We start from the raw sequence: 24,567 nt of genomic DNA on the forward strand, positions 1-24,567 counted from the left end.
CCGGTCCGGCCATGAGCCGGCCGGCCGGGCGCCTCTCAGGCGGACTTCTCGTGCCGTCCGTCGTTCTTGACGATCCTCGGCTCGCGCGGTACCAGCGTCGGGTTGACGTGCGAGTGCACGACCTCCTCCGTGATGACCACGCGTGCCACGTCCTTGCGCGACGGCACCTCGTACATCACCGACTGGAGCACCTCTTCGAGGATCGCCCGCAGTCCGCGCGCGCCGGTGCCGCGCAGGATCGCCTGGTCCGCGATGGCTTCGAGCGCCGACTCGTCGAACTCCAGCTCGGCGCCGTCGAGTTCGAACAGCCGCTGGTACTGCTTGACCAGGGCGTGGCGCGGCTCGACCAGGATGCGCTTGAGCGCCTCGCGGTCCAGGTTGTGCACGGAGGTGATGACGGGGAGGCGGCCGATGAACTCGGGGATCATCCCGAACTTCACCAGGTCCTCCGGCATGACCTCCTGGAACAGGTCGCGCTCCTCGATCTCGCGCTTGGAGCGGATCGTCGCGCCGAACCCGATGCCCTTGGCGCCGGCCCGCGCCTCGATGATCTTCTCCAGGCCCGCGAAGGCGCCGCCCACGATGAACAGCACGTTCGTCGTGTCGATCTGGATGAACTCCTGGTGCGGATGCTTGCGTCCGCCCTGCGGCGGGACGGAGGCGGTGGTGCCCTCAAGGATCTTCAGCAGCGCCTGCTGCACGCCCTCGCCCGACACGTCGCGCGTGATCGACGGGTTCTCGCTCTTGCGCGCGACCTTGTCGATCTCGTCGATGTAGACGATGCCGGTCTCGGCCTTCTTGACGTCGTAGTCGGCGGCCTGGATGAGCTTGAGCAGGATGTTCTCGACGTCCTCGCCGACGTACCCGGCCTCCGTCAGCGCGGTCGCGTCGGCGATCGCGAACGGCACGTTGAGCATGCGGGCGAGTGTCTGGGCGAGGTGCGTCTTGCCCGAGCCGGTCGGCCCGAGCAGCAGGATGTTCGACTTGCCGAGCTCGATCGCGTCCTCACGGCCCGAGCCGCCGCCGTTCTCGCCGGCCTGCACCCGCTTGTAATGGTTGTAGACCGCCACCGACAGGGCCTTCTTCGCGGGCTCCTGCCCGACGACGTACCCCTCGAGGAACTCGTAGATCTCGCGCGGCTTGGGCAGTTCCTCCCACCGCACCTCGGAGGTCTCGGCGAGCTCCTCCTCGATGATCTCGTTGCAGAGGTCGATGCACTCGTCGCAGATGTACACACCGGGCCCTGCGATGAGCTTCTTCACCTGCTTCTGGCTCTTGCCGCAGAACGAGCACTTGAGCAGGTCGCCGCCATCACCGATGCGTGCCACGAGGTGGATCCCCTTCGCCTGGGAGCAGCCTGGTTCAGCGGCTCCTGTGCCTCATACCCGACGGTACCTTGCCCGGCCCCGTGTTCGGGCCCCCCTTGGCGCGGTTCACCACACTCCCCGCCCGGCCTCGCGGCGCGGTACGCGGCCCTTGCGGGACCTGCGGGGCGCCTGTGACCAGCCGCGCCAAGGGTGCGCGCCGGGCCGGAAGCTGTTGTCTTGCCCCCTGCGGGGCCCGAGTCGCCTGGCACAGCCATCTCCGGCGTTGTCGTCAGTCGCCGACGCTCCGCGTCGACTCCCTCCTCCGCCTTGGATCTGACATTGCGGGTCGACACGATCTGGTCGACCAGACCGTACGCGAGCGACTCCTCAGCGGTGAGGATCTTGTCGCGCTCGATGTCGTCCCTGATCTTCTCGATCGGGGTCGTGGAGTGCTTCGCCAGCAGCTCCTCGAGCTGCGAGCGCATGCGCAGGATCTCGTTGGCCGCGATCTCCAGGTCGGAGAGCTGCTCGCGCCCCGTCTGGCTGGACGGCTGGTGGATCAGCACGCGCGCGTTGGGCAGCGCGAGACGCTTGCCCGGCGTGCCGGCGGCCAGCAGCACGGCGGCGGCGGAGGCCGCCTGGCCCATGCAGACCGTCTGGATGTCCGGCTTCACGAACTGCATCGTGTCGTAGATGGCGGTGAGCGCCGTCATCGAGCCGCCGGGGCTGTTGATGTAGATGGAGATGTCGCGGTCCGGGTCCATCGACTCCAGGCACAGCAGCTGCGCCATGACGTCGTTGGCGGACGCGTCGTCGATCTGCACGCCGAGGAAGATCACGCGCTCCTCGAACAGCTTGGCGTACGGGTCGTACTCGCGGACGCCCTGCGAGGTGCGCTCGACGAAGCGCGGGACGACGTAACGGTTGTCCACCTGCGGGCCCGTGTGGAGGCCGCTCGCGGAGTAGTCGTTCATCTGGGTGTTCACCATTCCTGTGACCTTGGGTGACCTGCGGAGGACGGGCTTGATGACGGGGAGGACGGGGCCCTCAGGCCCCGGTGCCGCCGCCGCCCGGGACACCCGAAGCAGCGGTGATGATCTCGTCGATGATGCCGTACTCCCTGGCCTCCTCGGCGGAGAACCAGCGGTCGCGGTCACCGTCGCGGATGATCGTCTCCTCGGTCTGGCCGGTGTGCCGCGCCGTGATCTCGGCCATGCGCTTCTTGGTGCGCAGCAGCTGCTGGGCCTGGATCTTGATGTCGGACGCGGTACCGCCGAGCCCGGCCGAGCCCTGGTGCATGAGGATGTCGGTGTTCGGCAGCGCGAACCGCTTGCCCGCGGTGCCGCCGGTCAGCAGGAACTGGCCCATGGACGCCGCGAGGCCCATGCCGATCGTCACGACGTCGTTCGGGATGTACTGCATGGTGTCGTAGACGGCCATGCCCGCCGTGACGGAGCCACCCGGGCTGTTGATGTAGAGGTAGATGTCCTTCTCGGGCTCGGCCGCGAGGAGGAGGAGCTGCGCGGTGATCTTGTTGGCGATGTCATCGTCGACCTGCTGGCCGAGGAAGATGATCCGCTCGCCGAGCAGCCGACTGTAGACCTGGTCGCCGAGGCCCCCACCGATGGACGGCTCTCCTGCGGCATGCGGCATCAGATTCGTCACGTGTCCACCTGCTCGTCTCTGACGGCCTCGGCCGTCTCAGCGTCTTCGTCCCGAGATCCGAAAGGCCGGCCGGTCTGCTCCCGGACGGCTTCTCCGGCTCTCGTACTCATGGACCCTAACCCCCTGGTCGGCGGGCGCCATCCCGGTTCCGTAGCTGTTCGCTCGGAGCGCAAGGTAGTTGGCCCGCGTGCGCGCGGTGCCGCCGACCGTATCGCGGGGCGTCCCGCCCCGCGCACACCCCCCGGCCACCGGCCCGGACGCGCGATGCCCCGCACGCCTGTGCGGCCCGGTGACGCCCCGATGCGCGGGCACGGTCACGCGGCGGCTCGGCCCGCGGGGCATGGTCTCGGCGGATCCCGGCCGAGCAACCGGCGCTTGCCCGACCGGCGTGCGACGCGGCGCCCGATGGCGGGACGGGACGGCCGCGAGGGTATGCGAGGCAGGCCGGACGAGGCAGTCCACGCGGCGGCCGCGGGCCGGAGCGGGCGGCAGGCGGCAGGCGGCAGGCGGCAGGCGGCAGGCGGCAGGCAGTACGGTGCCCCGTCGGCGGCCGCCGGGCGGCGGGCCGGCCGGGCCGTGACCCGGCGGCGGTGAGCCGACGGACCGGCCGCGCGGCGGGACCGACGGGTGCCGCAGGCTGTTGTGCCCGGCGGCAGTCGATCCGCGCCATGCCGCCGGAGGGGCCCAGCGGGCGACAGACGGCAGGCCGTGCGGGGCGCGCCCGCGGGCGGGTACGGCGGGCGGCGGGCGGCGGGCGGCGGGCCGGATCGGACGGGGGCACGAGCGGTGGCTCCTCACGGCCATGGCTCGGCAGCGGTCCGGGGCGGGGCTGCGCCGGGTGGCCGGGGCGGACGCGGCGGGCCCCGGACGCTGGTGCGTCCGGGGCCCGTCCTGCGTGCGGTGCGGTCAGGCGGTGGGCTTGGCCTCGTCATCGCCGGACTCGGCGGCGGGGGCCTCGGCGGACTCCGCCGCCTCGACCGTCTCCGTGGCCGCCTCGGTGGCCTCGGCGTCGCCTTCCTCGTCGTCCAGGTCGACCGTCTCGCCGTTCGTGTCGACGACCTTCGCCGCCTCCACGACCGCGGCGAGCGCCTTGCCGCGGGCGACCTCGCCGACCAGCATCGGCACCTGGCCGCCCTCGACGACCGCCTGCGCGAACTGGTCGGGGCTCATGCCGGAGGACTGCGCGCGGCGCATGAGGTGCTCGGTGAGCTCCTCCTGGTTCACGTTCAGCTTCTCCCGGTTGACGAGCTCGTCCAGGATGAACTGGGTCTTGATCCCCTTGACCGCCTGCTCCTCGGTCTCGGAGTCGAACTCCTCCCGGGTCTTGCCCTGGATCTGGAGGTACTGCGCGAGGTCCATGCCCATCTGCGGCAGCTGGTGGTTCTCCAGGTTGTGCGTGCGGGTCTCGATCTCGTCCGCGAGCAGCTTCTCGGGGACCGGCACCTCGACGAGCTTGACCAGCTCGTCGAGCACGCGCTCCTGCGCCTGCGTGGCCTGGTCGTACTGCTTCATCGACACCAGGCGCTTGCGGCTGTCCGCCCTGAGCTCCTCCAGCGTGTCGAACTCGCTGGCGGTCTGCGCGAAGTCGTCGTCGAGCTCGGGCAGCTCGCGGGCCTTGACCTCGCTGACCTTGACGGTGACCTCGGCCGCCTTGCCCTCGGCGGAGCCGCCCTTCAGCTCGGACGTGAAGGTGGCCTCGCCGCCGGCCTCAAGGCCGGTGACGGCGGCGTCGATGCCGTCGAGCAGGTCACCCGAGCCGATCACGTAGTCGATGCCGTTCGCGACGCCGTCCTCCAGGACCTCGCCGTCGATCCTGGCCTCCAGGTCGACCGTCACGACGTCGCCGTCGGCGGCGGCGCGCTCGACGGCGCTGGTCGAGGCGAAGCGGTCGCGCAGCTGCTCGACCGACTTGTCCACGTCCTCGTCGCTGACCTCGGCGGCGTCGACGGTGACCTCGATGCCGGAGTAGTCGGGGATCGTGATCTCGGGGCGGACGTCGACCTCGGCGGTGAAGGAGAGCAGTTCGCCGTCCTTCAGCTCCTTGATGTCGACCTCGGGCTGGCCGAGCACGTTCAGCTCACCCTCGTTGACCGCGTCGGTGTAGAACTTCGGAAGGGCGTCGTTGACGGCCTCCTCCAGCACAGCACCGCGGCCGAACCGCTGGTCGATGACGCGGGCCGGGATCTTGCCCTTGCGGAAGCCCTTCACCGTGACCTGCTGGTTGATCTTCTTGTACGCCGCGTCGAGGCTGTCCTTGAGCTCCTCGAAGGGCACCTCGACAGTGAGCCGAACCCGGGTCGGGTTCAGGGTCTCCACGGCGCTCTTCACGGTTCGGTCTCCTTGGTGGCTGATTCTGGGGTTCGCATGCCGCGCGCTCATGATCGGCGTCGGCCTGCACATCGGCCCGGCTCTTGGGGTCCTCGGAGACTCGTCAGACACGCGGGCACGCAGCTTGCATAGTAACCGCAAGCATGAACAGGCCCACAACGCGATCTTCCGGTGCGCGCGCGTGCGCGGCTGGTCGGGGTGGCCGGATTCGAACCGACGACCTTCCGCTCCCAAAGCGGACGCGCTACCAAGCTGCGCCACACCCCGTCGGTGCGACACGTAGGGTACATGCCCGAAGGCACTGCGTCGGACCCCGTTTCGCGGGGTGGGCGGGAGCGGCGCGCACACCCGTGTGCGGACGGGGCGCCGGAACCGCTACGATGCTCTGCGTACGCGCTCGGTCCCCCTGCGGGATTCCCGGGCTCGCGCGGGCGTAGCTCAATGGTAGAGCCCTAGTCTTCCAAACTAGCTACGCGGGTTCGATTCCCGTCGCCCGCTCTCGGAGGCCGCTGCCTCCCAGGTGCGCTCCTCACGCGCCCGGTACGTACGACCACGGCCCGGCCGGCGATTTCCTCGCCGACCGGGCTGTTGTCGTGACGGTCCCGATCCGCCTCAGAAGTGGATCTGGCTGATGGTGTCGGCCACCGAGTTCATGAACCTGTTCACGGACGGGGCGATGTTCGTCGAGGCAAGGAAGAAGCCGAACAGGATCGCCACGATGGCGGGCCCGGCCTTGATGGACTTACCGCGGATCATCAGCACAAGGATGATCGCCAACACCACCGCCACGGACACTGAAACGGCCATAACTGATCACACCCTCGGTCGGTCCGCCTAGCCGGCCGCGGGACCGCGTGCCATCCCGCTTCCCGCTGGTCACCATGGTGCCATCAACCTCTGTGTGCGCGCTGCCGGGTGACGCATCATCGACGACCAGAACGCGCCAACCCCGAGGCGCCGCAAACCGTCGCATCCGCAACGAACCGCCGTTGCCCGCCGAACACGCATGATCAATGCGTAGGGGAATCGCCAATGGCCTCGCGCAATCGTTTCGTGGGTCACACAGATAATTCACAGGAGGCGTGAACGGTAAGCGCACGGGCATCCGAAACAGGAATGCATGCACGTCGCCAGGCCTTCGATTCGGTGACGATTTGCCCGATTCAATGCGGATTAATCGGGGCATTTGGTGCGGTCACGACTCGTTTCCTTTTCCACCTTGCCGGGCGGCAGGGTGGTTTTACCGATTGCCTGGGACCCGTCTAGGGTGCGTCGAATGGTTCAGGCGTCACAGGGATATGAGAAGGCTTCCGGGTCACGTAACGGCAGGCGGGAATCGGCGAATCCGGCCGTCGCGAACGCATCGGGAGCGGTGGCCGACACGCCGCCGGATCCGAACGGTCCTGCCGCGCGAACGGCTGTCGCCGACACCGCGGAGAAGTCCGTCCCGGCCGCGAAGACCGGCTCGGAGGCGAGCCCGGAGGCCGGCTCCGGGCAGCAGGCGGCGGCGCGGCCGAAGCGGCGCGAGGCATTCTTCGACAACGCCAAGTACCTGGCGATCGTGCTCGTGGCCGTGGCCCACTCGTGGGAGCCCCTCATGGACGGCAGCCGGGCGACCAAGGCGCTGTACATGGTCGTCTACACGTTCCACATGCCGGCCTTCATCATCATCTCCGGCTACTTCTCGCGCAGCTTCACCGCGACCCCGCGCCAACTGAAGCGCCTGGTGACCGGCGTCGCCGTGCCCTACATCGTCTTCGAGACGGCGTACTCGCTGCTGCGCTGGGCCGGCGAGAAGCCGCATCACCTGAGCGTCAGCCTCCAGGACCCGTGGTTCCTGACCTGGTTCCTGATCGCGCTGTTCGTCTGGCGGCTGACGACGCCGCTGTGGCGGGCGATCCGGCATCCGCTGCCGGTGGCGCTCGTCGTCGCGATGCTCGCGTCGTTCTGCCCGTCGATCAGCGGCGACCTCGCGCTCCCGCGCGTGCTGCAGTTCCTGCCGTACTTCGTGCTCGGCCTCTGCCTGAAGCCCGAGCACTTCCGGCTGGTGCGGCGGCGCGAGGTACGGCTGCTGAGCGCGCCCGTCTTCCTGTGCGCGGTGGCCTTCTCGTACGGGATCGCGCCGAGGTTCGCGTCCGGCTGGCTCTACCACAACACCAGTGCGGAGGATCTCGGCCAGGCCTGGTGGACGGGGCCCGCGATGCAGCTCGGGCTCTTCGCCTGCTCGCTGGCGCTGACCGCGTGCTTCCTTTCGTGGGTGCCGAGCCGGCCCATGTGGTTCACCGTGCTCGGCGCGGGCACCATCTGCGGCTACCTGCTGCACGGCTTCCTGATCAAGGGCGCCGGTTTCGCGGGCGTCTTCGACGACCACCCGTGGCTGAGCGCACCTGCCGGTGAGGTCGTCGTCACGTTGCTGGCGGCGGTGGCGGTGACGCTGCTGTGCAGCCCGCCGGTGCGGCGGGCCTTCCGCTGGGCCGTGGAGCCCGACATGGCCTGGGCGTTCCGCACGCAGGAGTGAGCGGGGGCCGCCCGGCCCCTCCCTGACGGCCGCCGCAGGCTCTACGCTGAGCGAGTGCTCGAGGTGATCAAGTCCCTGATCGAGGCGCTGGCCGGCAGTTGGACGGGAGCGGTCCAGCTCCGCGAGGAACGCAGGCGGCGCGAGGTGGCGGCCGAGCTCTTCCTGCTGTACACGCACATCAACCAGATCCTGGTCACGGCCGAGGACATCGTGCGGGCCTTCGAGGGGCTGGCCGGGTACGCGTCCGGCGGGCCCGACGCCTTCGCGCGCGTTCCGCCTTCCCAGGAGGCGGTGCGGCAACTCGTCCTGCACCAGGGCGACCAGCTGCGGCGCGCCTCGGAGCTGCTGGACGAGAACTCGGTTCTCCTCCAGATCATCGAGCCCCGCGCCTACAACCGGCTCGTGCCGCTCATCGGCTTCAAGTCCGGCGCGCTGGCCGCGGTCGGCACGGTGATGTCGGGAGGCGGCTTCCCCACCAGGCCGACCCAGGCCGAGGTGGACGCATGGGCGGTCGACCTCGCCCGCCGCACGGGTTCTCGCGGCCGGATCGCGACGGACATGGTCCTGGCAGCGGGCGACGATGTCGTCGACGCCTCGGAGGGCGAGTGGTTCCGCTCGGGCGAGAGGGCCGGGACCGCGCCGACGGCGGACTTCGCCAGGTGGTTCCTGCGGGCGCGGGAGCCGCGCGAGCAGCTGGCGGGGATACGTGAGGCGGTCGAAACCCTGCGCGCCGCGCTGCTGGAGAACTTCACCGTCGCGGACGTACTCCTTCAGGTGGGCGAGCGGCAGCGCAGGCGGACGCGCGAGAGCTGAGGGCGCGGCCGGCCGCGCCCTCCTTCAGCGGCGGACCGCCGCGGCACACAGGCCGAGTTGGCCCGCATGCTCGAATCCGTCGCGCACCAGGGCGGCCAGGCGCTCCTCCACGGTGTGGGTGTTGCGGAGTGTGGGGCTCGTCACGGGGCGCGCCGCGTCGCTCGGCGGGGCGGCCGCAAGGTAGCCGAGGGTGCGGGCGTGCGCCGCCGCCGCGTACGCGGCGAGGTTCTCGCCGGACGCCGGCGGGACGCGGAAGGCGGCGGCCTGCGCGGTCGTGTGGCCGAGCCCGGTGTCGGCGGGGTCGCGCGGGCGCTGGAAGCGGTCCGCCCAGCCGTCCGCCGTCCACAGCTGGGCGCGGCCGAGGAGTTCGGAGATGTTGCGGTCCTGGCCGCGTGCGATGTGCCAGATCAGCCACGCGGGCGTGTTGGCGCCTGGGGGGTACGGTGGCGCGGCGTGCAGCCAGTCGTCCACGGCGTCCGTGTACAGCACGGTCAGGTCGGCGTGCAGGAGCGCGAACTGCCGCGCGGCCAGGGTGCGCCAGTCGCCCGGTGTCACGGGGCCGTGTCGGCGTCTCGGGCGAGCAGGAGCAGCGCGCGGTCGTCGTTGACGTCCTTCGCGACCGTTTCGATCAGGTGCCAGGACGCGCCCTCGAAGCCCCCCTTCACGTAGCGGTCGGCGGCGCCCGTCAGGCGGTCGATGCCCTCGCTCAGGTCGCGGCCCGGCGCCTCCACCAGGCCGTCGGTGAAGAGCATCAGCACGTCGCCGGGGCGCAGCGCGCCCTTCGCCGGGTCGAACTGGGCGCCGTCGTAGACCCCGAGGAGCGGTCCCTCGCCGGACTTCTCCTCCCACCTGCCGGTACCCGCGTGCAGCTGGAGTGCCGGGAGGTGGCCTGCGGACAGGAGTTCGTAGTCGCCGGATTCGAGGTCGAGCACCAGGTGGATCGAGGTCGCGAACCCCTCTTCCCAGTTCTGGCGCAGCAGGTAGCCGTTGGCCGCGGGCAGGAAGCCGTGCGGCGGCAGCGAGCCGAGCAGCCCGCCGAACGCGCCCGAGAGCAGCAGGGCGCGCGAACCCGCGTCCATGCCCTTGCCCGACACGTCGGTCAGGACGATCTCCAGCGTCCGGCCGCCGCCCGTGCGGGCCGCGACGACGAAGTCGCCGGAGAAGGACTGGCCGCCCGCGGGCCGCAGCGACCACTCCCGGTACCAGCCGCCCGGCAGGCTCGGCAGCGCGCTCTGCACCCGGATGCGTTCACGCAGGTCGAAGAGCATGGTGCCGCCACGCCGCCACGGCACCCCGACGCGCGCCCTGAACTGGGCGAGCAGCAGGCCGAAGAGGCCGCAAGCGGCCACCACGAGTACCGTGCCAGGCGTTACGCGCGCGGGGCCGTGCTGGTAGGGGCCGAGCACGATCGCCTCGACGATCAGGGCCGCCGCGGACGCCGCGTACAGGCCGAGCAGGCTGGCGGGCCGCAGCAGCAGGCCGCCCGCGACGATCGGCACGGCGAGCGCGGCCGGCGCGCACCACATCGGGACGGCGAGCGTCGTCACGGTGATCGCGGGCACGAGCGCCAGCAGGCCGACCATGGCGATCAGGTCGGATCCCTCGCCGCGGAACCAGTCGACACCGGCCCGGCGCACGGAGATGCGCACCCGGTGCAGTCTCCTGCGCATCCGGGCGGTCGACGACTCCGCTTCCGCGACACCGGCCATTGGAGTGGACCCTATCGATCTGTCCGGCCGCCGTGCAGAGGGCCCCCGTGTGTTCGATATCGGATCGTCACGGCGGCGGACGGCTGGTAGGGATGGGTGCATGACAGAGCTGCGGGTGCTGTGCAAGGACGACTGGGACCGCTGGGACGAGACGTTGGACCGTGCGTTCGGCGGGGCGGGCGAGGCTCCGAAGAGGCGTGCCCTGCTGAACGAACTGACCGAGCAGGACCGTTCCCTGGGCGTCTGGGACGGTGCGGATTGCGTCGGTACGGCCGGCGCGTTCTCGTTCCGCCTGTCCGTCCCGGGCGGCTCGCTCGTGCCGGCCGCGGGCGTCACCATGGTCTCCGTCGCGGCCACGCACCGGCGGCGCGGGCTGCTGCGGTCCATGATGCGGCGGCAGTTGGACGACGTGCGCGAGCGCGGCGAGCCGATGGCCGTCCTGACCGCGTCGGAACCGGACATCTACGGACGGTTCGGATACGGGCTGGCGACGACGAAGCTGGCGATGGAGATCGACACCACGCGCGTGCGCGTCGCGTCGCTTCCCGAGGGCGCGGACGCGGTGGAGCTGCGGTACGCCTCGCCCACCGACCCGGAAGTGGGGCGCGCGATCGAGGACGTCTACGCCCGCGCCGTGCCGGCGCGCCCGGGGATGCTCGCCCGGCAGCCCGGCTGGGAGCGGCTGCCGCTGCTCGACCCGCCGCAGGAGCGCGAGGGCGCCTCGCCGCTCCGGTGCGTGCTCGCGCGGCGCGGCGGCGAGGTCGCCGGCTTCGCCCTCTTCCACATGACGGGCGAGGCGGACATGGCGGGCGCGAAGTGCGTGGTGCGGGTCCGTGACGTGTACACGGGGGACCCCGCCTCGTACGCGGCGCTGTGGCGTTTCCTGTGCGAGATCGACCTGACGTGGACGGTGTCGGTGGGCAGCCGCCCGGTGGACGATCCGGTGCTGCACCTGCTGTCGGACGTGCGGCGCTGCGGGCTGCGGGTGCGCGACGTCGCGTACGCGCGGCCGGTCGACGTGGGCGGCGCGCTCGCGGCGCGCGCCTACCGTGCGCCCGTCGACGTGGTGCTCGACGTACGCGACGCCTTCTGCCCGTGGAACGAGGGGCGCTGGCGGCTGAGCGGCGACGCGGAGGGCGCGGCCTGCGCGCGCACCGGGGACGCGGCCGACCTGGCGCTGAGCGTGCGGGAGCTGGGCTCCGCCTACCTGGGCGGCGTGACGCTGCGCGCGCTGGCGGACGCGGGGCGGGTGACGGAACTGCGTCCCGGCGCGCTCGCCGAGGCGTCGCTCGCGTTCGGCTCCGACGTGGCGCCCTGGCTGCCGCACGGCTTCTGACGGGCGGCCGCGGGTCGTACGAGCCGTCGAGCCGCGCGGCCGAAAAGGGCGGGCGGCCGTGCCGGGGGCCTGGGTACGCTGCGGCCGTGCGTACCTCACTTCGCGTCGCCGCGTATGCCGTGCTGGTGGACGACGGGCGGATACTCCTGTCCCGTCTCGTCCCCCACCTCAGGGACGGGTCGGCCGCCGGGCGGTGGACGCTGCCCGGTGGCGGGATGGACCACGGCGAGGACCCGCTGGACACCGTCGTGCGCGAGGTCGGCGAGGAGACCGGTCACGCGTCCAGGATGACCGCGCTCCTCGGGATCGACTCGCACACGCGGGACGGCTTCCACGAGGTGCGCGTCTTCTACGCGGGCGAGGTGACGGGCGGCGTGCTGCGCCCGGAGGCCGACGGGTCGACCGACCTGGCGGCCTGGCACCCGCTCGACGCGGTCGCGGACCTCCCGCACGTCCAGCAGGTCGACACGGCGCTGCGGTTGTGGCGGGAGCGGCCCGCGCTGGGGAGTGTGCGGGCGGCGTCACCTCGGTAGCACGACCAGGTAGGCGGCGGGTTCGCGCTCGGCCGCCGCGGTGAGGGCCGTACGCACCACGGTGGCCTGCTGTCCCGGCGTCTCGCGGAGCTTCTTCGGTGTGAGGTGGACGACGGTGATCCCGAGCCGCTCCAGGTGTTCGCGTTTGGCCGCGCACGCCTCCCACCGTGCGTCGTCGTCGAAGCTGCCGCAGAACCGCGGTGCGCGCGTGTCGAGTTCGACGGCGACGCCCTGCTCGGGCCAGAAGGCGTCCACACCGCCGAGGCAGGGGCCGCCGGGCAGCCGCAGTTCGACGTTCCACAACGGCTCGGGCAGGCCGCCCTGCCGCACGAGGGCGTACAGCCGCTCCTCGGCGCGCGCACGTCCCTCGGCGAGCAGCGCGTCGACCGCGCCCACCACATGGGGCCTGGACAGCAGCCGCGCCTCGGCCAGTTCCTTGACGACCGGGCCCGGTTCGCAGTAGCCGTCGCGCACGGCCTCGGTCAGCAGCAGCCGCACGCGGCCGGCGTCGGCGAGTGCGGCCACCGCGTCGGCGAGTGCGCGTGCGACCGGCGCCACGGCGATGCCGCCGACGCGCTCGGGCTCCGGCATCGCGGCCGTCCTGATCAGCCGCGCGAACCCGGCGGAGCGCAGCCTCCTGGTGCGCGGCACCAGGACGTCGACGGCGTCGAGTGACGCCGCGGGCGGCGCCGATTCGAACCCGTGGACGGCGAGCGCGGCGAGCCCCGTCACCGCCGCGGCCGGTGGCACGGCACCCGAGGTGCCGCGCGACTGGGCGGGCACGGCACGCCCCGCGTACAACAGCGCCGCGCGCAGCCGCTCCTGGCCGGAGGCCGGGCCCCGGTGCAGCAGGTAGACGCCGGGCAGCAGGTGCTGCCACGGGCCGCCGGGACGGCAGTAGGCCGCGGCCCTCGCCGAGGTCAGGCCGCGCTCGCGCAGCTGCGCCGCGGTCAGCAGGTCCGGGACCGCGGCGTCGGCGACGTCCGCGTGCGCTGCCGCAGCGTGGGCGCCGTGGGCGTCGCAACCCGGGCGGTGGGAGGGGGAGAGCGGGGCGCTGTTGTTGTTCATGTCCCGGGTCTCCCCGCTGCCCGCCACCGCGCTAACCGCTGTTACAAGCGTGTAGCCCAAACCGGACAAGACCGTCCTAAAGTACGGGCGTTCGAGTGCCGAGCAGGCTGCCACGTTCGGCCTACACACGACGAGGTCGCACCGGGGCGTCAGGCGGTGGCGTCGCACTCCTGTGCGCGCAGCGCACGCGCCAGGTCGTCCTGCGCCTCCAGCACGAGGCGGCGCAGCGCGGGCGCAGCCTCCTGGTGTGCGGCGAGCCAGGCACGCGCGGCTTCGAGGGTCGCCGGATCGTCTTGCAGGTCGGGGAACAGGCCTCTCACGACGAGGACGCCGATCTGGATGGAGCGCTCGGCCCACACGCGTTCGACGGCGGCGAAGTACTTCTCCGCATACGGCGCGAGCAGTTCGCGCTGCCCCGGCTGGGCGAACCCGGCGATCGTCGCCTCCACGAGCGCGTTGGACAGCGCGTCCGACTCGACGACCGCGTCCCAGGCGGCCGCCTTCACCTCGGCCGACGGGCGCGAGGCGAGGCAGCGCACCTTGTGCCGCTCCCCCGACGCCGTGTCGTCACGGGCGAGTTCGGCCTCGATGGCCTTCTCGTCGGCGTGGCCGTGCGCGGCCAGCGCGGCGAGCAGGGCCCACCGCAGCTCCTGGTCCACGTCGAGCCCCGGCACGTCCTCGTTGCCGGACAGCAGGCCCTCGACGAGCGCCAGGTCCGCGTCGGACTCGGCGACCTGGGCGAAGAACCGGGCCCAGGTGAGCTGGTGCGGGCCCGCGGGCTCGGCGTCCCGCAGTTCGCGCAGCGCGCCCTCGGCGAGCATCCGCCCGCCCTCGGCGCGCCAGGCGGGCGCCGCGTAGTGGTTCAGCGCCGAACGCGCCCAGGCGTGCACCATCTGCAGCACGCCGATGTCGCTCTCGCGGCCCGCGTGCGCGAGGACCAGCGCCACGAAGTCCCGTGCGGGCAGCAGCGCGTCGCGCGTCATGTTCCACAGCGCTGACCAGCACAGCGCACGCGCCATCGGGTCGGCCAGGGCGCCGAGGTGGGCGCGGAGCGTGTCGAGGGACGTGGCGTCGAGGCGGGTCTTGCAGTAGGTGAGGTCCTCGTCGTTGACGAGCACCAGGTCGGGGCGTTCGGCTCCGGCGAGCTCGGCGATGACGGTGCGCGGCCCGGTCACGTCGGCGCCGGTGCTCGCGTACTTGGTCAGCCCGCCCTCCGGGGTGAGCCGGTAGAGCGCCACGGCCACCCGGTGCGGCCGCAGTTCGGGGTGCGACTCGGGGGCGTCCTGGACGACGGCGAGCTCCGCGACGCGGCCGTCCTCGCCGTACACCACCTGCGGGGTCAGGGAGTTGACGCCTGCGGTCTGCAGCCACGAGCGCGCCCAGCCCGCCATGTCGCGGCCGGAGGTCTCCGCGAGGACGGCCAGCAGGTCGCCCAGTTCGGTGTTCTTGTAGGCGTGCCGCTTGAAGTAGCGCCGCGCGCCTTCGAGGAACGCGTCCCTGCCGACGTACGCCACCAACTGCTTGAGCACGGCCGCGCCCTTGGCGTAGGTGATGCCGTCGAAGTTGAGCTTCGCGTCTTCCAGATCGCGGATGTCGGCGGTGATCGGGTGCGTGGAGGGCAGCTGGTCGGCGCGGTACGCCCACGCCTTGCGGTTGTTGGCGAAGGTGATCCAGCCGTTCTTGAAGCGGGTCGCCTCGACCATGGAGAAGCAGCCCATGAAGTCCGCGAACGACTCCTTCAGCCACAGGTCGTCCCACCACCGCATGGTGACGAGGTCGCCGAACCACATGTGCGCCATCTCGTGCAGGATGACGTTGGCCCTGCGCTCGTACGACGCCTCGGTCACCTTGCCGCGGTAGATGAACTCCTCGCGGAAGGTGACGAGGCCCGGGTTCTCCATGGCGCCGAGGTTGTACTCGGGCACGAACGCCTGGTCGTACTTCCCGAAGGGGTAGGGGAAGTCGAAGTTGTCGTGGAAGAAGTCCAGGCCCTGCTTGGTGACGAGGAAGATGTCGTCCGCGTCGAAGTGCCTGGCCAGGCCCTTGCGGCACATCGCGCCGAGGGGGATCTCCAGCTCGCCGCCGTCCGGCAGGGCGCGCCGGTAGGTGTCGGTGACGTAGTGGTAGGGGCCGGCGACGACGGCCGTGATGTACGTGGAGATGGGCTTGGTCCGCGCGAAGCGCCACACGCCGTCGGCGCCGCGCTCGCCCGCGCCGTTGTTCCACACCTGCCAGCCGTCGGGCGCGGTCACCTCGAACGTGTAGGGCGCCTTGAGGTCGGGCTGCTCGAAGTTCGCGTACACGCGGCGGGCGTCGGCGGGCTCGTACTGCGTGTAGAGGTAGACCTCGCCGTCCTCGGGGTCGACGAAGCGGTGCATGCCCTCGCCGGTCCTGCTGTAGGCGCACTGCGCGTCCACGACGAGCGTGTTCTCCGCCTGGAGGCCGTCGACGGCGATGCGCGCCCCGTCGAAGACGGCGGCGGGGTCGAGGGCGCGGCCGTTGAGCGTCACCGCGGACACGGACGGGGCGATCAGGTCCACGAAGGTCGCGGCGCCCGGGCGTGCGCAGGCGAAGCGGATGGTGGTGACGGAGCGGAACGTGCGGGCGCCTGCGCCCTGCCACTCCCCGATCGCCGACGTGAGGTCGAGGGCGACCTCGTACTCCGTGACGGAGAGCAGTTCTCCCCGCTCACGGGCCTCGTCGCGGGACAGGTTCTCTCCAGGCACGGGGGCAGCTCCTTCGCAGCTCGCGGACGTCTTGGAACGGGGTCGATCCTCGCATGTCGGTGCCGGGTGACCGGCATGCGGGCACCGGGGGCGGGGGAATGGGGGAAGCGGCCGAGCGCGTTGCCGTAGTAAGAGGTGTCACTTTCGAGGAGAGACATGCCGGAGAAAACGCCCGTCGATTTCTGGTTCGACCCGCTGTGCCCCTGGGCCTGGATGACCTCGCGCTGGGTCCTGGAGGTGCAGAGCGCCCGCGACCTGGACATCAGGTGGCACGTGATGAGCCTGGCGGTGCTGAACGAGCCGCGGCTCGACGACATGTCCGAGTCGTACCGCGAGACGATGGGCAAGGCGTGGGCGCCGGTGCGCGTCGTCATCGCGGCGCAGCAGCAGTTCGGCGACGAGGTGGTCGGCAGGCTGTACACGGCACTCGGCACGCGCTTCCACAACAAGGGCGAGGGCCCGACGCGCGAGGCCATCGCCGGGGCGCTCGCGGACACGGGCCTGCCGGCCGAGCTGATCGAGTACGCGGACAAGGACACGTACGACACGCAGCTGCGCGCCTCGCACAAGGAGGGCATCGACAAGGTGGGCCAGGAGGTCGGCACACCGGTCATCGCGGTGCCGGGCGAGGACGGCGGGCAGATCGCCTTCTTCGGGCCCGTGGTGACGCCGGCGCCCAAGGGCGAAGAGGCGCTGAAGCTGTGGGACGGGACGCTCATGGTGGCGTCGGTGAAGGGCTTCTACGAGATCAAGCGGACGAGGACGCAGGGCCCGATCTTCGACTGACACGGCCGCCGCCCCGCGCCGGGCACGCAGCGCCCCGGCGCGGGACGCATGACGCGCGGAACGCATGACCCGCGGAACGCATGACCCGCGGAACGCATGACCCGCGGAACGCATGACCCGCGGAACGCATGACCCGCGGAACGCATGACCCGCGACGCGCCCGTCCCCGGCGCTGACCCTCCGTGACACACGGTGCACGCGGCACGGGCTGCGCCTGGAGCGTGGCACCGGGGGCGCCTGGCGCCCCCCAGCATGTGGTGCCTCCGGTGCGGGCTGTCCGCGACGCGGTGCGTCTTCGGCGTCGGCCGCATGCGGCACGCGGCGCCTGCGACGGAGGGCGTCCGGGCGGCGCGGCATGTGCGCGAGGCGTGGCGCCCTCCGCGCGAGGTGTCCCGGGGGCTTGCCGCGGCCGCGGGACCAGCGGGTCCGTACGGGCCGGCGCGGGCGCGGGGCGCGCGGTCCACAACGCCGTGCCCCCGCATTTGTGGGGCTCCGACGAGCAGGCGGCCGTGCGCCGTGGGTTAACGTCGAGACGATTGCCGACCGTCCGTCCCCGACCCCCCGCGGAGTCCCCATGAGCACCGTCGCGCCCACAGCGGTCGCGTCCCGCGCCGGCGTACTCGCCGACCTGATCCCCGCAAGCCGTACCCGCGACATCGCGCTCGTCGCCGGCGGCGCCGTGCTCACCGGGCTGGCCGCGCAGCTGTCCGTGCCGGTGCCGGGCTCCCCCGTGCCGGTCACGGGGCAGACCTTCGCGGCACTGCTCGTCGGCACCGCGCTCGGCGCGCGCCGCGGGTTCCTGTCGCTCGCGCTGTACACGGTGCTCGGCATGGCGGGCCTGCCGTGGTTCTCCGGCGGCACCTCGGGTCCCGGCGGCTCGTCGTTCGGTTACGTGCTCGGCATGCTCGCCGCGTCCGCCGTCGTCGGCGCGCTGGCCAAGCGCGGCGGCGACCGCTCCGTGCTGCGCACGGCGGGCACGATGGTGGTGGGCTCCGCCGTCGTGTACGCGATAGGCGTGCCGTACCTCGCCCTGTCCGCCGGCATGTCGGCGAGCGCCGCGATCGCGGCCGGCCTTGTGCCGTTCCTGCTCGGCGACGCGCTCAAGGCCGCCCTGGCGATGGGTGCGCTGCCCGGCGCCTGGAGGCTGGCGGGCCGCCGCGGCTGATCGGCTGCCCCCGCAGGACCTCCGTCGAGGCCCCGCTCCCCGCGTAACGCGCGGCGGGCGGGGTCTCGCCCATGGAAGCATGGGTATGGGGGCTGTTATGGCGAAGTCGACGCGGGCCAGGGCAACGGGACACAGTGCGGCCGGGCAATGGGCCGGCGGCGGTCACGGCCGTCGGTCACCGGGGCTGACGCGGTTCGCCGGCGGGCTGCTGATCCTGTTGTCGCTGGCACTGGCCGCGGGATCCTACGTCGTGTTCACCCAGTGGCTGCCCTACGACGGGGCGCGCTACCAGGACTACCGAGCGGCCCTGCCCTGCCGCGTCCAGCCGCACCGGCCGCGCCAGGAGTGCCTGAGTACCTGGCACCTCACCGTCGTGGAGGCAGTGACCAAGCACAACGGCGAGGGCAACACCTACAGGGCGACCCTGAGACGCAGGCACTCCTGGCGCGGAGAGGTGTACTTCGGCGGCTCAGAGCCGCTGTTCGACCGGCTGAAGGCGGGTGACAGGGTCACCGCCACCGCGTGGCGCGGCCAGATCATGGTGCTCGGCAAGGACGGCGTCCGGCAGAACACCAGCGACGTGCCGCATGAAGGGCTACAGGTGGACGCCGCCGTCGGCACGTTCGCCGGGCTCCTGGCGGCCGAGGCGTTCGCGTTCGGCGCTGTCCGCCTCCTCAGGCCCCGTTCCCCGCTGTTCGCGTGGAGGCCGTACGGCGCGAGGACGCTCAGCGCCATCTTCACCGGCTGCGCCGTGGTGGGGCTGCTCGCGGTGGCGACCGGCGCCCCGTGGTGGGCCGTGCCGCCCGCCGTGACCGTCGTCGCGGCGCTCGCCCTCGCGGCGCTGCTGCGCCGAGCCAGGCGGCGGGTGCCCGCGCCCGGGGCGTGAGGGCACGCCGCCGGGGCATGCCGTGAGGCGCGTCCTGACGACGGCCGACGCGCCTCACGGCCCGTTCCCCTACGGCCGGTCGTCCGGCGCGGCGCCCGCCGCCCGGGCGGCCCCGGCCGGCTCGACGGCCGGCGCCGCCGGCGTCTCCTTGCCCATCGCGCGACGAACCAGCGCCACCGCCACCACGATCGCGGCGACCAGCAGCGAGAGCAGCATCTGGCTGCGCGCGGAGTCGTCGGTCAGCATGTAGCCGACGATGAACACGATCACCGCGGCCGTCGCCCACGTCAGGTACGGGAACAGCCACATGCGCACCACCAGCTTGTCCGGCGACTCGCGCAGGATGACCCGGCGCATGCGCAGCTGGGCGAGGCAGATCACGAGCCAGACGAACAGCGCGACCGCGCCGGACGAGTTGAGCAGGAACTGGAAGACCGTGTCGGGCCACTGGTAGTTGAACCACACCGCGAGGAAGCCGAACGCCACCGAGCACAGGATCGCCACGTGCGGCACGCCGCGCCCGCTGGTGCGGTGGAAGGCGCGGGGCGCGTCGCCGCGCAGGCCCAGCGAGAACGCCATGCGGGAGGCCGTGTACAGGCCGGAGTTGAGGCAGGACATCACGGCGGTCAGCACGATCACGTCCATCGCGGTGCCGACGTGCGGGATCCCGATCGTGTTGAGCGCGGCGACGTAGCTGCCGTCGTCGGTGATCGACTTGTCGTTCCACGGCACCAGGCACAGCACGACGAACACCGAGCCCAGGTAGAAGATGCAGATGCGCCAGATCACGCTGTTGGTCGCCCGGGACACGGCGCGGCGCGGGTCGGCGGACTCGCCGGCCGCGAGGGTGACGATCTCGCTGCCCATGAAGGAGAACACCGTCAGCAGCACGCCGGTGAGGATGGCGCCGGGCCCCTTCGGCAGGAACCCGCCCGCGTCCGTGAGGTGGCCGAAGCCGTCTCCCGGGTTGTCGGAGCCGGGCAGCACGCCGAACACGGCGAGCAGGCCTATGACGATGAACGCGCCGATCGCCACCACCTTGATGCTGGCGAACCAGAACTCGAACTCACCGTAGGACGACACGGACGACAGGTTCGACACCGTGAGCACGCACATGACGATCAGCGCCCACGCCCACTGCGGGACCGCGGGCAGCCAGCCGTTGAGGATCGTGGCGCCGGCCGTCCCCTCGACGGCGAGCACGACGACCCAGAAGAACCAGTAGAGCCAGCCGATCGAGAACCCCGCCCAGCGGCCGAGCGCCCGGTCGGCGTACGCGGAGAACGACCCCGACGTGGGGTTGGCGGCGGCCATCTCGCCGAGCATCCGCATGACGAGGACGACGATCAGGCCGACCAGCGCGTACGAGACGAGGATCGCGGGGCCCGTGGCGGCGATGCCCGAGCCCGAGCCGACGAAGAGGCCCGCGCCGATGATGCCGCCGATCGCGATCATCGAAAGGTGGCGGCTCCTGAGTCCGGGGCGCAGACCGCCCTCGGGGCCCGGCGGCGGGGCCTCGGGCCCGGACTTGGCGGGATCTCCGCCTTCCGCGGTGAGGGTGGGGGGGCGAGTCATAGGGCAACCTCGGGTTCTGTTGTCGTGGGACGGCGCCGGGACTGGGCCGGTCCGCCCTCGGCGTGCTGACTGCTGACGGCATTGTCGGGCTCAGATCAACATGAGGCGAGCCCCCGTCCGATACCCGCCTGTTCCCGTGCCACACTCGGTCCATGCGCGTCTACCTCGGCTCCGACCACGCGGGCTACGAACTGAAGAACCACCTCGTCCAGTGGCTCACCTCGCACGGCCACGAACCGGTCGACTGCGGCCCCCACATCCTCGACGACCAGGACGACTACCCGCCGTTCTGCCTGCGCGCCGCGGAGCGCACGGCGGCCGACCCCGACGGCCTCGGCATCGTGATCGGCGGCTCGGGCAACGGCGAGCAGATCGCCGCGAACAAGGTGAAGGGCGTGCGGGCGGCCCTCGCGTGGAGCGAGGAGACCGCGCGGCTCGGCCGCGAGCACAACAACGCGAACGTGGTGTCGGTGGGCGCGCGGATGCACAGCCGCGACGAGGCGACGTCGTTCGTCGAGGTCTTCCTCAAGACGCCCTACTCGGGCGAGGCGCGGCACACCCGCCGCATCGACATGCTCACGGCGTACGAGGAGACGGGCGAGCTGCCGCCGGTCCCCGCGCACCACCCGCGGCAGGACTGATCGGCCGCCCCTGTGCCAGAAGGTCACACCATCCACCGGCTGGCCCTCGACCACCTGGACCGCTTCGGCGGCCGGACGGTACGGGTGGCCAGCCCGCAGGGCAGGTTCGCCGACAGCGCGGCGCTCCTCGACGGCCGGGTGCTGGACGGCGTGGACGCCCACGGCAAGCACCTGTTCCTCGCCTTCGAGGCCACCGGGTGGATCCACGTCCACCTCGGCCTGTTCGGGAAGGTCGCCTTCGGTCGGCCGCCCGCGCCGGCCCCGGCGGACACCGTGCGGCTGCGCCTGGTCAACGACACGGCGTACGTGGACCTGCGGGGTCCCACGACGTGCGCGCTGATCACGGAAGGCGAGAAGAAGGCGATACACGAGCGGCTGGGCGCGGACCCGCTGCGCCCGCAGGAGCCCGGCAACGACGCGGACAGCGCGTGGCCCCGTGTCTCGCGCTCGCGCACGCCGGTCGCGACGCTGCTGATGGACCAGAAAGTGGTCGCCGGCGTGGGCAACGTGTACCGCGCCGAGGTCCTGTTCCGGCACGGCATCGACCCGTACCTGCCCGGGAAAGACCTCGCCCGCGAGGAGTGGGACGCGCTCTGGGCCGATCTGGTGGGGCTGATGCGCACGGGCGTGCGCGCGGGCCGCATCGACACGGTGCGCCCCGAGCACGAGCCCGAGGCGATGGGCCGCCCGCCGCGCGTGGACGACCACGGCGGCGAGGTGTACGTGTACCGGCGGGCCAACCTGCCGTGCCACGTGTGCGGAACGCCGATCCGCACCGCTCCGCTCGCGGCGCGCAACCTGTTCTGGTGCCCGGGCTGCCAGGCCGCGCGGTGACGGCCACGGCCTCGTCGCTGTGAGATCGTCGGGGCCATGGCGCGAGGCGATGGCGATCCACTCCCGGCGGTGAGCGGTGCCCAGGCGGCGCTGCGCGGACTCGGGGCCGGCCGCGCGACCCTGGACGAGCGGCCCGCGGGGCGCGGGCACTGGTTCGCCGACTGGTCGGGCGGGCTGGCGGGTTCGGACGTGTACATCGCGGTCATGGGCAAGTCGGCGTCCGCGCGCAAGGTGCGGCTCGTCCTGGACGACTGGATCCTCGAGGACGTCGCCGTCGGACATGTCGGCGACGTCCTCACGGCGGTGTTCTCCGGGGCGCCGGGCCCGGACGGCGGCGCGGAGATCCGCAGGGGCCGCGCGCTCCTCGTCCTGCCGGTGCGTGTGCTGCGTGTGCGCGCCGGACGTGCCCGCTACTCCGCCACGAAGCGGCTCCCGGAGGAGGGGGCGGCGCCACCGGCCCCCTGGGAGCGCGCGCTGACAGCGGACGAGTGAGGCACGCGGCGTCTCCCGGGGCCGGGCCCGGAGCCGGGCTTTACCGCGTGCCCATGACGACGGTCGCGCCCGTCTCGTCGTCCTCGGCAAGGCGCGCGTCGAGGCCCGCGGCCGCGAACGCGGCGAGGGCGGCCGCCGCCTGGTGCTCGCCGGTCTCGCTGAGCAGGGTCCCGCCGGGGGCGAGCCAGCCGGGCGCGCCCGCGGCCACCCGCCGCAGGACGCCGAGGCCGTCGCCGCCGCCGTCGAGGGAGAGCAGCGGCTCGTGCTCGCGCGCCTCGGCGGGCAGCAGCGGCACCTCGTCCGTCGGTACGTACGGGACGTTGGCGGCGAGCACGTCGACGCGGCCGCGCAGCCCTGGTGGGAGCGCGGCGTAGAGGTCGCCCTGGTGGACGTGGCCGCCGAGGGGTTCGAGGTTGCGGCGCGCCCAGGCGATCGCGCCGGGGTCGAGGTCGGCGGCGTGCACCTCGCCGCTGGTGCGGGTGGCGAGCACGGCGCCGAGCGCGCCCGAGCCGCAGCACAGGTCCACGGCCGTGCCGTCGGGCGGCAGGAGGCGGACGGCATGGGCCGCGAGCAGCTCGGTGCGGCGGCGCGGCACGAAGACGCCGGGGCCGACGGCGATCCGCAGGCCGCAGAAGCCGGCCCAGCCGAGCACGTGTTCGAGCGGCAGCCCGGAGGCACGGCGCCCGGCCATGGCGGCGGCTTCGCCCGGACCGTCGGCGGTGGACAGGATGAGCTCGGCTTCTTCTTCCGCGAACACGCACCCCGCGGCGCGGAGCGTGGCGACGATGGACATCGGTGTGATGCCTTGACCTTCCGGGAGGACCGGACGTCCCCGTCCCGGGGGAAGGATCAGCGGGACCGGGTGAGTCCGGTGGAACACTGCGGCACGACGGCGGTAACGGGACTCACCTCCTCGGTCGACGGGCGTGTAACGCTATCACCACGGTTGGGCATCTCTGTGACCTGTCGGACAATGGGGTGGACAACGTGAGGTGTGGGGCCCGCATGATGGGCAGCCTCTCACCACCGTCGTACGCACAGCGCCGTACGTACGCGCGGAACGATCCGTACGCACGTCACAGCTAAGGAGACCCCGTGAAGGTCGGAATCGTCGGAGCCACCGGTCAGGTCGGCACGGTCATGCGCAGGATCCTCGCGGAGCGCGACTTCCCGGTCACCGGACTGCGGCTGTTCGCCTCCGCCCGGTCGGCCGGCACGACGCTGGAGTGGAAGGGCGAGCAGGTCACCGTCGAGGACGCCGCGACGGCCGACTTCACCGGCCTCGACATCGTGCTGTTCTCCGCGGGCGGCGCCACGTCGAAGGCGATCGCCGAGAAGGTCGCGGGGCAGGGCGCGGTCGTGATCGACAACTCGTCGGCCTGGCGCCGCGACCCCGACGTGCCGCTGGTGGTCAGCGAGGTCAACCCGCACGCGGTGGCGAACCGGCCCAAGGGCATCATCGCCAACCCGAACTGCACGACGATGGCCGCGATGCCGGTGCTCAAGCCGCTGCACGCGGAGGCCGGCCTCGAAGCGCTGGTCGCGACGACGTACCAGGCGGTGTCGGGCTCGGGCCTGAAGGGCGTGGCGGAGCTGCACGGCCAGGTGCAGAAGGTGGCCGCGGAGGCGGACGGCCTCACCCACGACGGCGGCGCGGTCGACTTCCCCGAGCCGTCCGTGTACAAGCGGCCGATCGCGTTCAACGTGCTGCCGCTGGCCGGGAGCATCGTCGACGACGGTTCGCACGAGACGGACGAGGAGCAGAAGCTCCGCAACGAGTCGCGCAAGATCCTGGAGATCCCGGAGCTGCCGGTGTCCGGCACCTGCGTGCGGGTGCCGGTCTTCACGGGCCACTCGATCCAGGTGAACGCGCGGTTCGCGCGGCCGCTGAGCGTGGAGCGCGCGTACGAGCTGCTGGCGCAGGCGCCCGGCGTGGAGATCGCCGAGATCCCGACGCCGCTGCAGGCGGCCGGGCAGGACCCGTCGTACGTGGGCCGCATCCGGGTGGACGAGACGGTGGCGGACGGCCGCGGCCTCGCCCTGTTCGTCTCCAACGACAACCTGCGCAAGGGCGCGGCGCTCAACGCGGTGCAGATCGCGGAGCTCGTCGCCCGGGAGCTCGCGGCGTAGCCGCGGCTGACGGTGCGGGCCGCGGGGCACGTGCCCCGCGGCCCGCACCGTTCCC

21 protein-coding genes, 2 tRNA genes and 1 pseudogene are annotated in these 24,567 nt (G+C 72.3%); 12 read left to right on the forward strand and 12 right to left on the reverse strand.

The genetic code is table 11. The features are described from left to right. Positions 1 to 35: 35 nt before the first annotated feature. The 5 genes and pseudogenes from clpX to IH48_RS0130010 all read right to left on the reverse strand — a co-directional run bounded on the left by clpX (position 36) and on the right by IH48_RS0130010 (position 5,567). Positions 36 to 1,328, reverse strand: a complete 1,293-nt coding sequence (gene clpX, locus IH48_RS0129990) for an ATP-dependent Clp protease ATP-binding subunit ClpX (protein ID WP_030911602.1) — start codon at positions 1,326 to 1,328, stop codon at positions 36 to 38. Positions 1,329 to 1,630: 302 nt separating this feature from the next. Further along, positions 1,631 to 2,296, reverse strand: a pseudogene (locus IH48_RS0129995) (ATP-dependent Clp protease proteolytic subunit); the annotation flags it as partial. A 58-nt stretch (positions 2,297 to 2,354) separates the two neighbouring features. Further along, on the reverse strand, positions 2,355 to 2,960 hold the full coding sequence (locus IH48_RS0130000) for an ATP-dependent Clp protease proteolytic subunit (RefSeq protein ID WP_030911608.1): 606 nt from the start codon (positions 2,958 to 2,960) through the stop codon (positions 2,355 to 2,357). 918 nt (positions 2,961 to 3,878) lie between these two features. Continuing rightward, the gene (gene tig / locus IH48_RS0130005) at positions 3,879 to 5,300 is read right to left on the reverse strand and encodes a trigger factor (RefSeq protein ID WP_030911611.1); all 1,422 of its coding nucleotides are present in this window, start codon (positions 5,298 to 5,300) and stop codon (positions 3,879 to 3,881) included. A gap of 190 nt (positions 5,301 to 5,490) precedes the next feature. Beyond that, a tRNA-Pro gene (locus IH48_RS0130010) sits at positions 5,491 to 5,567 on the reverse strand. A 160-nt stretch (positions 5,568 to 5,727) separates the two neighbouring features. Between IH48_RS0130010 and IH48_RS0130015 the strand changes: the two genes are divergently transcribed. After that, positions 5,728 to 5,798, forward strand: a tRNA-Gly gene (locus IH48_RS0130015). A 114-nt stretch (positions 5,799 to 5,912) separates the two neighbouring features. On the opposite strand, the gene IH48_RS0130020 is transcribed toward IH48_RS0130015, so the two are convergent. Then, a complete protein-coding gene (locus IH48_RS0130020; RefSeq protein ID WP_030911614.1) occupies positions 5,913 to 6,107 on the reverse strand; it encodes a hypothetical protein in 195 nt (64 codons plus the stop codon). 565 nt (positions 6,108 to 6,672) lie between these two features. On the opposite strand from IH48_RS0130020, the gene IH48_RS0130025 reads away from it, so the two are divergent. Both IH48_RS0130025 and IH48_RS0130030 read left to right on the forward strand, forming a co-directional pair. After that, entirely contained in the window at positions 6,673 to 7,818 is a 1,146-nt protein-coding gene (locus tag IH48_RS0130025) for an acyltransferase family protein (protein WP_030911617.1), read from the forward strand. A gap of 54 nt (positions 7,819 to 7,872) precedes the next feature. Beyond that, a complete protein-coding gene (locus tag IH48_RS0130030) occupies positions 7,873 to 8,631 on the forward strand; it encodes a hypothetical protein (RefSeq protein ID WP_030911620.1) in 759 nt (252 codons plus the stop codon). Positions 8,632 to 8,655: 24 nt separating this feature from the next. Here the strand turns inward: IH48_RS0130030 and IH48_RS36420 are convergent, their stop codons facing one another. Together IH48_RS36420 and IH48_RS0130040 are read right to left on the reverse strand one after the other, a co-directional pair. After that, entirely contained in the window at positions 8,656 to 9,186 is a 531-nt protein-coding gene (locus IH48_RS36420; RefSeq protein ID WP_051840867.1) for a DinB family protein, read from the reverse strand. Continuing rightward, entirely contained in the window at positions 9,183 to 10,340 is a 1,158-nt protein-coding gene (locus IH48_RS0130040) for a PP2C family protein-serine/threonine phosphatase (protein ID WP_030911627.1), read from the reverse strand. The genes IH48_RS36420 and IH48_RS0130040 overlap by 4 nt, the downstream gene beginning before the upstream one ends. Before the next feature lie 100 nt (positions 10,341 to 10,440). On the opposite strand from IH48_RS0130040, the gene IH48_RS0130045 reads away from it, so the two are divergent. Both IH48_RS0130045 and IH48_RS0130050 read left to right on the forward strand, forming a co-directional pair. Beyond that, positions 10,441 to 11,676, forward strand: coding sequence for a GNAT family N-acetyltransferase (locus IH48_RS0130045; protein ID WP_030911630.1), 1,236 nt, complete (start codon positions 10,441 to 10,443; stop codon positions 11,674 to 11,676). A gap of 86 nt (positions 11,677 to 11,762) precedes the next feature. After that, on the forward strand, positions 11,763 to 12,209 hold the full coding sequence (locus IH48_RS0130050; RefSeq protein WP_030911633.1) for an NUDIX hydrolase: 447 nt from the start codon (positions 11,763 to 11,765) through the stop codon (positions 12,207 to 12,209). Here the strand turns inward: IH48_RS0130050 and IH48_RS0130055 are convergent. Together IH48_RS0130055 and pepN are read right to left on the reverse strand one after the other, a co-directional pair. Continuing rightward, positions 12,198 to 13,277 (reverse strand): hypothetical protein, encoded by a 1,080-nt coding sequence (locus IH48_RS0130055; protein ID WP_030911636.1) that lies wholly within the window; start codon positions 13,275 to 13,277, stop codon positions 12,198 to 12,200. The genes IH48_RS0130050 and IH48_RS0130055 overlap by 12 nt on opposite strands. 149 nt (positions 13,278 to 13,426) lie before the next feature. After that, positions 13,427 to 16,003 carry an aminopeptidase N gene (pepN, locus tag IH48_RS0130060; RefSeq protein WP_030911639.1) on the reverse strand — a complete coding sequence of 859 codons (2,577 nt, stop codon included), beginning with the start codon at positions 16,001 to 16,003 and terminating at the stop codon, positions 13,427 to 13,429. A 156-nt stretch (positions 16,004 to 16,159) separates the two neighbouring features. Here pepN and IH48_RS0130065 point away from each other — a divergent pair, with 156 nt between their 5' ends. The 3 genes from IH48_RS0130065 (at position 16,160) to IH48_RS33760 (ending at position 18,840) form a co-directional block, all read left to right on the forward strand. After that, positions 16,160 to 16,789, forward strand: coding sequence for a DsbA family protein (locus IH48_RS0130065; protein WP_030911643.1), 630 nt, complete (start codon positions 16,160 to 16,162; stop codon positions 16,787 to 16,789). Positions 16,790 to 17,363: 574 nt separating this feature from the next. Then, positions 17,364 to 17,954: a biotin transporter BioY gene (locus tag IH48_RS0130070; protein WP_030911646.1), complete on the forward strand. Its 591-nt coding sequence runs from the start codon at positions 17,364 to 17,366 to the stop codon at positions 17,952 to 17,954. 97 nt (positions 17,955 to 18,051) lie between these two features. After that, entirely contained in the window at positions 18,052 to 18,840 is a 789-nt protein-coding gene (locus IH48_RS33760) for a hypothetical protein (protein WP_234434429.1), read from the forward strand. Between the two features lie 69 nt (positions 18,841 to 18,909). Here the strand turns inward: IH48_RS33760 and IH48_RS0130080 are convergent, their stop codons facing one another. Next, positions 18,910 to 20,415: an amino acid permease gene (locus tag IH48_RS0130080; RefSeq protein WP_051840869.1), complete on the reverse strand. Its 1,506-nt coding sequence runs from the start codon at positions 20,413 to 20,415 to the stop codon at positions 18,910 to 18,912. Between the two features lie 152 nt (positions 20,416 to 20,567). On the opposite strand from IH48_RS0130080, the gene IH48_RS0130085 reads away from it, so the two are divergent. The 3 genes from IH48_RS0130085 to IH48_RS0130095 all read left to right on the forward strand — a co-directional run bounded on the left by IH48_RS0130085 (position 20,568) and on the right by IH48_RS0130095 (position 22,382). Next, entirely contained in the window at positions 20,568 to 21,056 is a 489-nt protein-coding gene (locus IH48_RS0130085; protein WP_030911655.1) for a ribose-5-phosphate isomerase, read from the forward strand. A gap of 12 nt (positions 21,057 to 21,068) precedes the next feature. Next, positions 21,069 to 21,890, forward strand: coding sequence for an Fpg/Nei family DNA glycosylase (locus IH48_RS0130090; protein WP_030911658.1), 822 nt, complete (start codon positions 21,069 to 21,071; stop codon positions 21,888 to 21,890). A gap of 69 nt (positions 21,891 to 21,959) precedes the next feature. Then, on the forward strand, positions 21,960 to 22,382 hold the full coding sequence (locus tag IH48_RS0130095; protein WP_030911662.1) for a hypothetical protein: 423 nt from the start codon (positions 21,960 to 21,962) through the stop codon (positions 22,380 to 22,382). 40 nt (positions 22,383 to 22,422) lie between these two features. Here the strand turns inward: IH48_RS0130095 and IH48_RS0130100 are convergent, their stop codons facing one another. Next, a complete protein-coding gene (locus IH48_RS0130100) occupies positions 22,423 to 23,175 on the reverse strand; it encodes a putative protein N(5)-glutamine methyltransferase (RefSeq protein ID WP_030911665.1) in 753 nt (250 codons plus the stop codon). 302 nt (positions 23,176 to 23,477) lie between these two features. Here IH48_RS0130100 and IH48_RS0130105 point away from each other — a divergent pair, with 302 nt between their 5' ends. Continuing rightward, positions 23,478 to 24,512 (forward strand): aspartate-semialdehyde dehydrogenase, encoded by a 1,035-nt coding sequence (locus IH48_RS0130105; protein ID WP_030911667.1) that lies wholly within the window; start codon positions 23,478 to 23,480, stop codon positions 24,510 to 24,512. Positions 24,513 to 24,567 lie beyond the last annotated feature (55 nt).

The sequence above is a fragment of the Streptomyces sp. NRRL F-5126 genome (genome assembly GCF_000721265.1).
Classification (GTDB): domain Bacteria; phylum Actinomycetota; class Actinomycetes; order Streptomycetales; family Streptomycetaceae; genus Streptomyces.

Excerpts from the sequence above, each read along its gene's own strand:
- IH48_RS0130000 (WP_030911608.1), bottom strand. The coding sequence starts at position 2,960 with ATGCCGCATGCCGCAGGAGAGCCGTCCATCGGTGGGGGCCTCGGCGAC.
- IH48_RS0130020 (WP_030911614.1), bottom strand. The coding sequence starts at position 6,107 with ATGGCCGTTTCAGTGTCCGTGGCGGTGGTGTTGGCGATCATCCTTGTG.
- IH48_RS0130040 (WP_030911627.1), bottom strand. The coding sequence starts at position 10,340 with ATGGCCGGTGTCGCGGAAGCGGAGTCGTCGACCGCCCGGATGCGCAGG.
- IH48_RS0130045 (WP_030911630.1), top strand. The coding sequence starts at position 10,441 with ATGACAGAGCTGCGGGTGCTGTGCAAGGACGACTGGGACCGCTGGGAC.
- IH48_RS0130055 (WP_030911636.1), bottom strand. The coding sequence starts at position 13,277 with ATGAACAACAACAGCGCCCCGCTCTCCCCCTCCCACCGCCCGGGTTGC.
- IH48_RS0130065 (WP_030911643.1), top strand. The coding sequence starts at position 16,160 with ATGCCGGAGAAAACGCCCGTCGATTTCTGGTTCGACCCGCTGTGCCCC.
- IH48_RS0130070 (WP_030911646.1), top strand. The coding sequence starts at position 17,364 with ATGAGCACCGTCGCGCCCACAGCGGTCGCGTCCCGCGCCGGCGTACTC.
- IH48_RS33760 (WP_234434429.1), top strand. The coding sequence starts at position 18,052 with ATGGCGAAGTCGACGCGGGCCAGGGCAACGGGACACAGTGCGGCCGGG.
- IH48_RS0130080 (WP_051840869.1), bottom strand. The coding sequence starts at position 20,415 with ATGACTCGCCCCCCCACCCTCACCGCGGAAGGCGGAGATCCCGCCAAG.
- IH48_RS0130085 (WP_030911655.1), top strand. The coding sequence starts at position 20,568 with ATGCGCGTCTACCTCGGCTCCGACCACGCGGGCTACGAACTGAAGAAC.
- IH48_RS0130100 (WP_030911665.1), bottom strand. The coding sequence starts at position 23,175 with ATGTCCATCGTCGCCACGCTCCGCGCCGCGGGGTGCGTGTTCGCGGAA.